Raw genomic sequence first — 10,962 nt, 5'->3', positions numbered from 1 at the left:
CGCAGATGGTGGCAGCTCAAGGTATCGCTCACCTGCCCCTGATGCAGGGCCACGATGCGATCGGCAAAGCGGGCCGCCAGCGCCAGATCGTGGGTCACCCAGAGGATACCGCTGCCCTGATTGGCCAATTCACGCAACTGGCCGAGCAGCAGACAGGCCAGCCCCTCGTCGAGCCAGGCGGTGATCTCGTCTGCCAGAATGTAGCGGGCGCCGCCGAGCGCCGCTGTGCAGGCCAGAATGCGCTTGGCCATGCCGCCGGAGAGCTGGCGCGGGAATCTGTCCAGGGTGGCAGCGGGCAGCTGGTAGCGCAGCAGCTGCTCGCCGAGCCGCTCGCGAGAACCGCTCTGGCCGCAGAGGCGTGCCGCACGCCCCAGCTGACGCTCCACCGTCAGCAATGGATTGAGGGCGCTTACCCCCTGTGGCACATAGCAGAGGGTGTGACCGCGCAGACGGGCCCTACTGGCATCGCACAGAGGCGTGCCATCAAGAGAGATGGTGCCGCGCATCCTCAGATTGTCCGGCAGCAGGGTCAGGGCGCTTTGCAGCAACAGGCTCTTGCCCTCGCCGCTCCCCCCCACCAACGCCACTATCTCACCCGGCGCCAGTTGCAGGCTGATATCGGTCAGCAATGGCTGCCAGCTGCGCCGCCCCAGCCAGGAGTAGTGGGCCGCCTCTATGGTCACCTGATCAAAACTCAGCATGGTTCACTCCTGTGCCACAGCAACTGTTGCAAGGCGCGGGTAGCCAGATCAAACAGCAACACCAGCAGCAGCAACATCAGCCCCGGGAAGAGGGCAAGCCACCAGCCGCCACCGGCAAGATAACGCAACGCATCGGCCAGCAGCAGACCCAGCGAGGCCTCGTGGGCCGCCAGCCCAAAACCGAGAAAGCTCAAGGCCGCGCTGTGCAGTACCGCATGGGGAAACATCAGCAAAGTCCCGATAAACCACTGGGGCAGCAGCCCCGGCAGCAGGTGGGTACGCCAGCGACGCAGCGCCCCCATCCCCTGACAGCGGGCCAGCACCACGTAGTCGCTGCAGGCGATCCGCCGCGCCTCGGCGCAGAGAATGAGCGCCAGCTTGGGCCAGTGGGTCAATGCCACCGCCAGGATCACCCCGCGCATGCCGCCCCCCACGGTAAAGCAGATCAGTATCAAAAGCAGCATATGGGGCAGCGCCAGCATGGCGTCGATCACCATTCGTACCGCCGCATCACATCTGGGGTGAATGAGCGACACGCTTGCCGCCACCATGGCCAGCAACCCGCTACAGAGCGCCGTGCTGATCCCCAGCTCCAGACTGGTGAGGGTGCCCTGAAAAGCCCGCAACCAGAGATCCCGCCCCATCTGATCGGTGCCGAACCAGTGGGCCAGCGAGGGAGGTTGTTGACGCGCCAGCAGATCCATCGGCACATCCTGATGAGAGAGGCTCCAGCCGTAAGTGGCCAGCAGCGCCAACCCGATCAGAGCCACCCCAAGGCGCACTATAGAGGGAAGCGGATTAAACAGCATGCTCGCCCTCCCAACCCCGATTGATGCGGGCCAGCAGCAAACTGGCCACCGTGTTGCCAATAAAGACCAGCAGGGTGCAGAAGAGCACGATTCCCATCAGCAGGGGGATATCGCCCCTGAGCCCCGCATCCACGGTGGCCTGGCCGAGCCCCGAGTAGGAGAAGACCTTCTCGGCCAAGAGCGATCCGCCAATCAGTTCACCGAGCGAGGCAAACTGCAGGCAGAGCGCCGGGGTCAGGGCGTGGCGCAGCACATGAAAACGCAGCATGGGCCAGCCGCCATCCCCCTGAGCGCGGGCGTAGCGGATAAAGTCGCTCTCCAGCACCTCGGCCACCCGCCCCCGGGTATGCAAGGCAATATTGCCCAGCCCGAGCAGGGCGAGCGTGGTTACCGGCAGCAGCAGATGGCGCGCTCGCATGGCCCAATCCGCCTCATCGGCAGAGAGGCCCGGCGTCCAGGCGCAGCAGACTGGCAGTAGCGGCCAGTGCACCGCAAACAGGGCGAGCAGCAACAGGCCGACCCAGAAGGTGGGCAAGGAGGCAAGCAGGTAGGCAAAACGGCAAATCAGGCGATCGGGCCAGCGATTGAGATAGCGACCGGCGCAGAGGCCCAGCACAATGCCGAAAAAACCGGAGAGCAGCCAGGCACCCGCCAGCAGCAGGAAGGAGGCAGCAAAGCGCTGGCCTATTACTTCACCCACAGGCGCGTTGTAGAGCATGGAGTAGCCGAGATCCCCCCGCAGCACCTGGGTAAACCAGTGCCAGTAACGCAGCCACAGCGGCTGATCCAGCCCCCAGCGGGCGGCGATGCGGGCGTACTGCTCTGGCGGCACGTGCAGCAGATCGTTGCCAATATAGGCCTTGATGGGGTCGATGGGGGAGTAGCTCAGCAGCACAAAGGTGGCGACGGATACCAGACAGAGCAGCCCTGCCAGACGCAGCAGGGCTTTCAGACTTGTGCTAATCAACGTGGACGAACTTAGCGGCACGTCCACCGCCAATCCTGCAGGTTGTTGAGCAGGGACCAGCTACCGTGAATTTCCGGCGCCCCCTTGCCAAGATCGATGCAGCGGTTGGCCAGATAGGTGTGCTGCACATTGAGCAGCCAGGCCCAGGCGGCATCCCCCTGCGCTCCGGCGCCGGTCTTGCCATCCCACTCCACCTGCTGCCAGAACGGCACGGCCGCCTGCCAGTTCGGGGCATCCAGCGCCTGCTTGAGGTGGCCATCCACCACAGGGTTGCTGTAGTAGCCCGGGTTGTAGAACTCCACGCCACCGGAGCCGCTCTGGTAGTGGTGATAGAGCTCCATGGGATCCAGACTCCCCCACCCCATCAGCACCGGATTGGCGTGCATTTCCCGCTCCACCTGCTCCCAACTGCCGGACTTGAGGCTCACTTCGAGGCCGATGGGTTTGAGCATGGCCCGCACCGCTTCCGCCAGATCCCGGCGGGTGCTGTCGCCACTGGTGTACCAGAGGGTAAAGGCGGCGCGCAGAGAGCCCTTGTGGCGAATGCCATCGCTGCCCATCTTCCAGCCCGCCTCGTCGAGCAGGGCATTGGCGTGGGCGACATCCCCATCCTTGAAGGCGGTGGCTTTGTTCAGCCAGGGCAAGCCTTCTACCGCGCTGTAGGCGGGGATGGCATGTCCTTCCAGCAGTTGATCGGCCAGCAGCTTGCGGTCGATGGCATAGTTGATGGCGCGGCGCACCGCCACATCCGAGGTCACGTCGTTGCCGATGGGATAACCCTTGGCATCCTTGCCGCCAGCAGGCGGAATGGGGAAGACAATGCCGCGGTTCTCCACGCTCGGCCGCACCCATAGCTTGAGGGAAGCAGGCACGGTGGGCGCCAGTGACGGGGCAATGCGCACCACATCGAGCTGGCTGCTTTGGGCTGCGGCATAGGCGCTCTCTTCATCGATAAAGACAAACACCAATCGCTTGAAGTCATTGTTGCCGCCAGCGTAATAGGGGTTCGCCTCCACCACCAGTTGCTGGCCGGGCAGGAAGCTCACCAGCCGGTAGGGGCCGGCACCGACCGGCTTTTGGGCATAGGCTTTTGCGTCGTAATCCTTTTTCGACACGATTCCGAGCGATCCCAGCACGTTGACGAAGGTACTCTGGGGTGCGCTAAGAGTGATGGCCACCTCGGTAGGCGAGAGCACCTTGGCCGAGACAAAGTTGCCCATGTCGATCTTGCCGCCACCCTTGGCTGCGCTGTTGTAGGTAAAGGCCACATCCTCGGCGGTGAGCGGCGCACCGTTGGAGAATTTCAGGTCAGGCTTGAGGGTAATGAGCCACCCCTTGCCATCCTTGCTCGGGGTCACCGATTGGGTGAGCACATTCTGCCAACTGAGATCGGCACTATCGCCAGCAATCTGTTTGAGCAGCGGACTGTGCAGCAGCAGGTAGCTGCCGTGGCTCCAGCCAAGCAGAGGGTCAAACCCTTCGGTGGGTTCAGCTCCGATGGCGAGCTTGAGCTCGGCAGGCACAGGTTGGGCAGCGGCCAGCGCCGCGTGAGAGGCAGTGCCCAGCAGCAGAGTCAACAGGGCGGCAGCACTGGTGCCACAGTAATGGCGAAAAGAATTGCGTGGAACAGTCATGGGGATCCTTTTGATCTTTTACCACTCACTCTTGGCCCTCCGCTCGCCAATGAAGAGAAAATGCGGAGTGTGAATATGCAAGTGAGGGGCCAACGTGGCCCCCTATTCTAAACTTGATTTCGCATGAAACCTAGCGGCTATGCCGGTTGATCGCGCCGGGCACCGAATAGCCGTCTTCGCCCCAGATCCACGCTGCCAGCCCCTTGCTGCACCGGCAAGGAGAGCAGCATCTTGAGGGTGCTGCTCACCAGCGCTCGCCCCTCCCCGGCCCCGAGATGGGGATCGAGCGGCGACATCAGGGAGCAGGCCAGCAGCTGACCACTTTCGGGCAATTCCCCCACCATAAAGGTCATGTTGCCGCAGGGAAGCTGCAGGGCGAGGCGTTCGCTACTGCTGCGCACCGGCCAAAGCTGATCCGGCCCCGGCAGCAGCACCACGCTCAGCATCCAGGGGGTGAGCACGCAGCCGAGCCACTGTCCTTCAAACAGCACGCACTCGGCCACGATGGGCATGGTGGCGTGATAGAAGGGCAGCGCCTGCATCTCTTGTTTGGCAATCCGCTCATACTGGGCCACCAGCAAAGGGGCTGGATTGGTGGCAAAACCGCCAAATTCCTGCGCCGTCTCCGGTACTATCTCCAGCACTCTCTCAGCCTCGCTTAAATGGGACTGCGCCATAAACCCTCCCGCGCTTGGTCAGCTTTCTCCTGCTCAGAGAGCGGGATGGCTGGGGCACCGACACTGGCCAGCAGGGTCAAAATCCGATCCGTCGCCTCCCCCATGGCAGCCGCCACCACGGGGGTGAGGCCGATGCGGGGCTCGAGGGATTCGGGCTCGACCCCGATCAGGGTGAGCCGCTTTGGCGACTCCCCTGTCATGTGCAGCGCCGAGAGCACGTCCGCCAACCCCAGTTGGTGCGGGGAGATCTTGCGGCCAAACAGGGTCGGGATCTCCTCATCCTTCAGGGTCACCACTGTGCCCGGCGGATTACCGCTGCGCACCGCGTCCACCAGAATGATGTGATCGCGACTGGCCATCGCTTCGAGCAGCTCCATGCCCGCCGTACCGCCATCGAGCAGTTCAATGCCGGGGGCGAAACGGTATTCCCGCCCCAGCGCCTCAACGATGCGCACGCCGACGGCCTCGTCACTCAACAGCAGGTTGCCCACGCCCAGGATCAGGGTGTTCATCACAGCACCTTCACCTGAGTCGTTTCGCCATTCTGGGTATCCACCACGTGCACCGCACAGGACATGCAGGGATCGAACGAGTGGATGGTGCGCACCACTTCCAGCGGTTTGGCGGGATCCGCCACCGGTGTGCCCACCAGCGCCTGCTCGTAAGGGCCAGGTTCGTCGTTGAAGTTGCGCGGGCCAGAGTTCCAGGTCGACGGCACCACCGCCTGATAGTTCTCGATCTTGCCGCCCTTGATGACGATCCAGTGGGAGAGCATGCCACGCGGCGCCTCTTCAAAGCCTACCCCGCGAAACTCTTTATCCGCCGGGATCTCCGCCTTGATATAGGCAGTGGTATCGCCCTTGCCGATGTTGTCGACCAGCGCCTTCCACTGGTACGCCAGGGTATCTTTGAGCACGCAGCAGCGCACCGCGCGGCCGATGATGCGGCCCATGGTGGAGTGCAGCTGTTCGGTTTTGATGGCCGAACCGGTGAGCGCTTTATAAATGCCATTCAACTGGTCGAAGTGAGCCACCGTCTCCGGATGTTTGGCGGCCAGTTTCACCAGGAGGTCTGCGAGCGGCCCCACCTCCACCACCTTGCCGTAGAAGGTTGGGGATTTGACCCAGGAGTATTTGCCGTCATCCTGCCAGCCGGTGTAGTTGGCCTCGGTTTTCCCCTCCCAGGGTTTGAGGGGCTCGTCATCCTTGTACCAGGCGTGCTTGTTGCTCTCGGCGATGCCATCCATCAGCCAGCCATCCTGATGGCTCTCGATGGGGCGATATCCCGCCAGATTGCCATTCTCGATATAGCCGCCCGGCATCAGGAAGCTGCCGCCGTCACCGTCGGTGGGGAGCTCCGGCACGCTCAGGTAGTGCTTGGCCCCCTGCCCCAGATGCAACCACTCTGGGTAGTGTGCGGCGATGATGGCGGCATCCACCTTGTAGACCTGCTCGATAAACTCGCCGAGCCGGTCGATAAAGCTCTTCACGTAGAGCAGCCGCTCGAGGTTGAGCACGCTCGGCGCATCCAGATTGATGGGGTTGGCCACGCCGCCCACCACCAGATTCTGGATGTGCGGGCTCTTACCGCCCAAAATGGCGACGATGCGGTTGGCATCGCGCTGGCACTCCAGCGCCTGCAGGTAGTGCGCCACGGCGATGAGGTTCACCTCCGGGCTCAGCTTCATCTCCTTGTGACCCCAGTAGCCGTTGGCAAAGATGCCAAGCTGGCCACTGGCCACCAGGGCGCGGATCTTATCCTGCACCTTGGTCAGCTCATCGGCACTGTTGAGGGACCAGGTCGATACCCCCTTGAGCAGGTCGGCCGCTTTTTGCGGATTGGCCTCAAGGGCCGCGGTGATATCCACCCAGTCCAGCGCGGAGAGCTGGTAGAAGTGGACGATGTGATCGTGGATGTTATGGGCCGCGATGATCAGGTTGCGGATGAACTGGGCGTTGACCGGCACCTTGGCGCCGATGGCGTTCTCCACCGCCCGCACCGAGGCGATGGCGTGAATGGAGGTACATACCCCGCAGATGCGCTGCACAATCATCCAGGCATCGCGCGGGTCGTTGCCCTTGACGATCTCCTCCATCCCGCGCCACATGGTGCCGGACGACCAGGCTTTGGTCACTTTTCCGCCTTCGATTTCACAGTCAATACGCAGGTGCCCCTCAATGCGGGTGATGGGGTCTATGGTGATACGTTGGCTCATACGTTGGCTTTCCCTCGGGCCTGATAATCTTGGTGAACACGTTCAAGTGATGGCAGTACCGGCAGCAGCCGGATCAACAGCAAATAGGCACACACCTCGATGGCGACGAAGCCCAGGGAGATCAGTACCTCCTCCGCAGAGGGGAAGTAGTGGTAGCCATTGCCGGGGTTGAAGGCGAGCAGGGAGTAATCCAGCCGCCAGAGGGCGGCGCCCAGCAGCATGCTGAGGGCCCCCAGGAACAACATGCGCGAATCGCGGCGGCTCTTGTCCCAGTGGAACACCAGCAGCGGGAAGATCATCAGCGCAATCTCGCTCCAGAACATGATGGAGAAGCGATTGAACTCGGAGAGATACTCCGACTTGTCGTGGATGACGATCTCGGCAAAGCGCAGCGCCACAAACAGGATCAGGAAGATATCGATCACCTGGGTCAGCTTGTAGAACAGCGACTTCTCGTTGGGGCCCCGCCCCGCCAGTCCCGCCTGCACCAAAGAGCCCTCAAACACCACGATGGAAAAACCCATGATGAAGGCGGTCAGCAAGGAGAAGACCGGCAGCAGCTCGTAGCTCTGCCAGAGCGGATGGATCTTCTCCCCCGCCACTATCATCAACGAGCCCATGGAGGATTGGTGCATGGTGGGCAGCAGTGCTCCCAGCGCCAGCACGAAGAACATGATCTTGTTGAGGCGAATGAGTGACGCCTTCCAACCGAACTTCTCCAGCAGCACCGGCGCAAACTCCAGCGCCATCACCCCGATATAGATGGTCATACAGACCGCCGTCTCGAACAGCACCGAGGAGGTGTTGAAGTGACCGGGCAGGTAGAAGTACGGCAGATTCCAGTAACGCCCGACGTCGATGGTGATGGAGAGGCCGCCCAGCGAATAACCGAACAGGCTCGCCAGCAGGGCCGGTCGCACCAGCGGGTGATACTCGCCCCGGTTGAACACATAGACAGCCCAGGCCAGCGCCCAGCCGCCGCAGGCGAAACCGGTACCGATCAAGAGATCGAACGAGATCCACAACCCCCAGGGGTAGCCGCCGTTCAGGTCGGTGACCGAGCCCAGCCCGAAGACGAGGCGTTTTAAAATCAACATGCCACACAGCACGGCAAAGGGGGCCAGCACCAGCACAGGCCAGCTGACCAGCTTGCCGCCGAGGGGATACGCCTTGTGGTTACTCATGATCCTTGCCTCCCTTTGTGGTGCCCTGATCCTTGATCTGCGCACTCCCCTGATCATGGCCATCATCGTGATGGTGATCGTGACCATTCTTGGTGTTGCGGCGAATGAGCACCGAAAGGCCGGTCAGCACCACCATGGGCAGCACCATCCCCTTGTAGAGGGTGTGCTGGATATGCTCGGAGCGGGCACCGGAGGAGAGCTCCGGCAGATCGGGCATGTCGAGCTTGGTATAGGGCACCCCGGCCAGCACCAGCACCTGGGTGCCACCCCCCTCCTTCTCGCCATAGACGTAAGGCTGGTAGTTGGGCACTTCGTGCAGGTAGGGGTCGTTGGCAGAGAGGGTCTGGCGCGGATAGGCATATTCACTGCCAGGGGTCGCCAGCAGGCGGCGCTTGGCCTCGGCCATCAGCTCCTCGCGGGTACCGAAGATGACGGCGCCGGTGGGGCACACCTCGACACAGCCGGGCAATTTACCCTGATCGATCCGCTCAAGCCCCTTCTGGTTGCAGAGCTCGCACTTGTGGATCGCCCCCAGCGGATTGTCGTAGTCATATTTGGGCACATCGAACGGGCAGCCCACCATGCAATAGCGGCAGCCGGTGCAGACGTCCGGATCGTAGTGAACGATGCCGGTCTTGGGATCCTTCTTGAGAGCCTGTACCGGACAGACCGAGACGCAGTTGGGATCGACACAGTGCATGCACTGCTTCTTGATGTAGGCGTAGCCATCCACCAGCTGATCCTTGTGCTCGCCGGTGCCGCTCTTCCACACCTGAATGATGTTGTTGGTGTAGGGCGTCAGCTTGTCGTTGGTGGACCAGGTCTGTGCGCCCTCCGGATTGGCCGGGTTGCCATTCAAACGCTGGCACTCCGCCACACAGGCCTGACAGCCGACGCAAAGGGTGGAGTCATATAACATACCGAGCGACCCGGGGATCGGCGGCTTGTTCTTGGCCGCCGCCAGTGCGGTGCCGGGGACGGTGGTGCCCGCCGCCAGCGCACCGACAGAGGCGAATTTGAGGAAGTTGCGTCTGTTCACGGTTACTCCTCCCGTGAGGGGTGCTGCCCGGCTTCGTGGCGCTTCTGCTGGCGACCGAGTTCACGCACCGTCATCAGACTCACCCCCACCAGCACCCCGAGGGCGCCACCGATCAGGCCAGTCGCGGTGGGCGAGGTATAGCCCCCCTCCTGAATTTTCACATCGGGTTTATCCACCCGCGGGGTCGGGTTCTCGACCTTGGCGAGCTGGAAGATCCCCTTGCTAAAACCGACCCCCTGCTCGTTGCAGCCATAACAGGGGTGACCGATGCCGACCGGCCAGATGCCGCCGCCCACATCGCAGAACTCCAGGGTCGAGCAGTTGCCGTAGGTCTCCGGCCCCTTGCAGCCCAGATGGTAGAGACACCAGCCTTGACGGTGGCCCTCGTCGCCAAACTCCTTGGCAAAGCGGCCTGCGTCGAAGTGCGGACGACGCTCGCAGTTCTCATGGATCAGCCGCTCATAGGCAAACAGCGGGCGCTTCTTGCTATCCAGCGCCGGCAGCTTGCCATAAGTGATGTAGTAGGCAACCGTGGTGAGGAAGTTGTGGGGATTGGGCGGGCAGCCCGGGATATTGATGACGGGAGTGCCGATATTGCCGAGCGCCTCTTCCAGACTGACGGCACCGGTCGGGTTGCCACCGCTGGCAGGCACACCGCCCCAGGCAGCACAGGAGCCGATGGCGATGACGGCAGCCGCGTCACTGGCAGCACGGCGAATATGGTCGACGATAGGCTCACCGGCCACCATGCAGTAGACGCCACCATCTTTGAGCGGAATGGAGCCATCCACCACCAGCACATACTTGCCTTTATAACGCTTGATTGCGTTGTGCTTGTTCTCTTCTGCCTGATGACCAAAGGCCGCCGAGAGCACCTCGTGGTACTCCAGCGAGATGGTGTTGAGGATCAGGTTCTCGATGGTGGGGTGAGTGGCCCGCAGCAGTGACTCGGTACAGCCAGTGCACTCTTGCGCCCCAATCCAGATCACCGGCGGCCGTTCGGGGCTGGTGAGCGCGGTGGCCATCTTGGCGACGGCATGCTGACTTAATCCCAAGGTTGCGGCCATCCCGGCACACAATTTCATAAAATCACGGCGATTAATCCCATGAGCCGATAAAAAATTATCCTCGACCATTCTACTTATTCCCGTAGTGAGCACTTGTTTGGTAAATGCTTAATAGCGGAAATGCTAAGGACTCACCCACCCTGCAGTATTGATCTCTATCAATTTCGATCGGCTTCCCCCTATTTTCATAGCGAACCACATCACAAACAGAATTAATTACCCCCAAAGAGATATTTATCAAAAACATAAATTTTATGAATTTAATTGCGTCTTAAAATAATTAATCAGCCCCATCCCCCATCTTTTCATGGAATCTGAATGGGCATGATTAGAATTATTGCCACTCCGCTTACCTCACAACAATGCCAACCAACGATAAATAAACCGTGAAATATATCTTTACGCACTCCATTGCATTTTCCACACAATCAAATCAGAAATGATTTTGTGGCATTTTTGCTAGCGAAATGATACATCTCTGTTGCTTGCCATGTTATTTAGCCTGTCGACTCCTCCTGTGACCGCATACTCACCTTCAAAAGCCGAGAAAGAGCTCCTGCTTGCTCAGGAATATGACCCGAACAAGCTCATGATCGAGACGTCACTCGGACATCAACAGGGGTCAAAAAATGACCGGCATGCACCGCGAGTATTTGCAATACTGTCGCG

General features: G+C 61.2%; 10 protein-coding genes. All 10 read right to left on the bottom strand.

The annotated features are described in order from the left end of the window. On the bottom strand, positions 1 to 701 hold a 701-nt coding region (locus ACRAUW_RS13800; protein WP_431362731.1), incomplete at its 3' end, for an ATP-binding cassette domain-containing protein. After that, the gene (locus tag ACRAUW_RS13795; RefSeq protein WP_431362730.1) at positions 695 to 1,510 is read right to left on the bottom strand and encodes an ABC transporter permease; all 816 of its coding nucleotides are present in this window, start codon (positions 1,508 to 1,510) and stop codon (positions 695 to 697) included. The genes ACRAUW_RS13795 and ACRAUW_RS13800, both read right to left, overlap by 7 nt. Next, complete coding sequence (locus tag ACRAUW_RS13790; RefSeq protein WP_431362729.1) at positions 1,500 to 2,504, bottom strand: ABC transporter permease; 1,005 nt, start codon at positions 2,502 to 2,504, stop codon at positions 1,500 to 1,502. The genes ACRAUW_RS13795 and ACRAUW_RS13790 overlap by 11 nt, the downstream gene beginning before the upstream one ends. Continuing rightward, positions 2,489 to 4,111, bottom strand: a complete 1,623-nt coding sequence (locus ACRAUW_RS13785; RefSeq protein WP_431362728.1) for an ABC transporter substrate-binding protein — start codon at positions 4,109 to 4,111, stop codon at positions 2,489 to 2,491. The genes ACRAUW_RS13790 and ACRAUW_RS13785 overlap by 16 nt, the downstream gene beginning before the upstream one ends. A gap of 137 nt (positions 4,112 to 4,248) precedes the next feature. Further along, positions 4,249 to 4,788, bottom strand: coding sequence for a hydrogenase-2 assembly chaperone (gene hybE, locus ACRAUW_RS13780; protein WP_431362727.1), 540 nt, complete (start codon positions 4,786 to 4,788; stop codon positions 4,249 to 4,251). Continuing rightward, positions 4,770 to 5,300 (bottom strand): HyaD/HybD family hydrogenase maturation endopeptidase, encoded by a 531-nt coding sequence (locus ACRAUW_RS13775; protein WP_431362726.1) that lies wholly within the window; start codon positions 5,298 to 5,300, stop codon positions 4,770 to 4,772. The genes hybE and ACRAUW_RS13775 overlap by 19 nt, the downstream gene beginning before the upstream one ends. Next, on the bottom strand, positions 5,300 to 7,003 hold the full coding sequence (gene hybC / locus ACRAUW_RS13770) for a hydrogenase 2 large subunit (protein WP_431362725.1): 1,704 nt from the start codon (positions 7,001 to 7,003) through the stop codon (positions 5,300 to 5,302). The genes ACRAUW_RS13775 and hybC overlap by 1 nt, the downstream gene beginning before the upstream one ends. Beyond that, the gene (gene hybB, locus ACRAUW_RS13765; RefSeq protein ID WP_021230238.1) at positions 7,000 to 8,187 is read right to left on the bottom strand and encodes a Ni/Fe-hydrogenase cytochrome b subunit; all 1,188 of its coding nucleotides are present in this window, start codon (positions 8,185 to 8,187) and stop codon (positions 7,000 to 7,002) included. The genes hybC and hybB overlap by 4 nt, the downstream gene beginning before the upstream one ends. Further along, on the bottom strand, positions 8,180 to 9,226 hold the full coding sequence (hybA, locus tag ACRAUW_RS13760; protein ID WP_431362724.1) for a hydrogenase 2 operon protein HybA: 1,047 nt from the start codon (positions 9,224 to 9,226) through the stop codon (positions 8,180 to 8,182). Before hybA ends, hybB begins: the two co-directional genes overlap by 8 nt. Positions 9,227 to 9,228: 2 nt before the next feature. Further along, entirely contained in the window at positions 9,229 to 10,362 is a 1,134-nt protein-coding gene (hybO, locus tag ACRAUW_RS13755; RefSeq protein WP_431362723.1) for a hydrogenase 2 small subunit, read from the bottom strand. Positions 10,363 to 10,962: the final 600 nt, after the last annotated feature.

The organism is Aeromonas sp., assembly GCF_050633025.1.
GTDB lineage: Bacteria > Pseudomonadota > Gammaproteobacteria > Enterobacterales > Aeromonadaceae > Aeromonas.
This window is presented reverse-complemented; position numbering and strand designations above follow the sequence as displayed.

What these genes read in the sequence shown, in the direction of transcription:
- ACRAUW_RS13795 (WP_431362730.1), bottom strand. Translation starts at nt 1,510, where the DNA reads ATGCTGTTTAATCCGCTTCCCTCTATAGTGCGCCTTGGGGTGGCTCTG.
- ACRAUW_RS13785 (WP_431362728.1), bottom strand. Translation starts at nt 4,111, where the DNA reads ATGACTGTTCCACGCAATTCTTTTCGCCATTACTGTGGCACCAGTGCT.
- hybE (WP_431362727.1), bottom strand. Translation starts at nt 4,788, where the DNA reads ATGGCGCAGTCCCATTTAAGCGAGGCTGAGAGAGTGCTGGAGATAGTA.
- ACRAUW_RS13775 (WP_431362726.1), bottom strand. Translation starts at nt 5,300, where the DNA reads ATGAACACCCTGATCCTGGGCGTGGGCAACCTGCTGTTGAGTGACGAG.
- hybC (WP_431362725.1), bottom strand. Translation starts at nt 7,003, where the DNA reads ATGAGCCAACGTATCACCATAGACCCCATCACCCGCATTGAGGGGCAC.
- hybB (WP_021230238.1), bottom strand. Translation starts at nt 8,187, where the DNA reads ATGAGTAACCACAAGGCGTATCCCCTCGGCGGCAAGCTGGTCAGCTGG.
- hybO (WP_431362723.1), bottom strand. Translation starts at nt 10,362, where the DNA reads ATGGTCGAGGATAATTTTTTATCGGCTCATGGGATTAATCGCCGTGAT.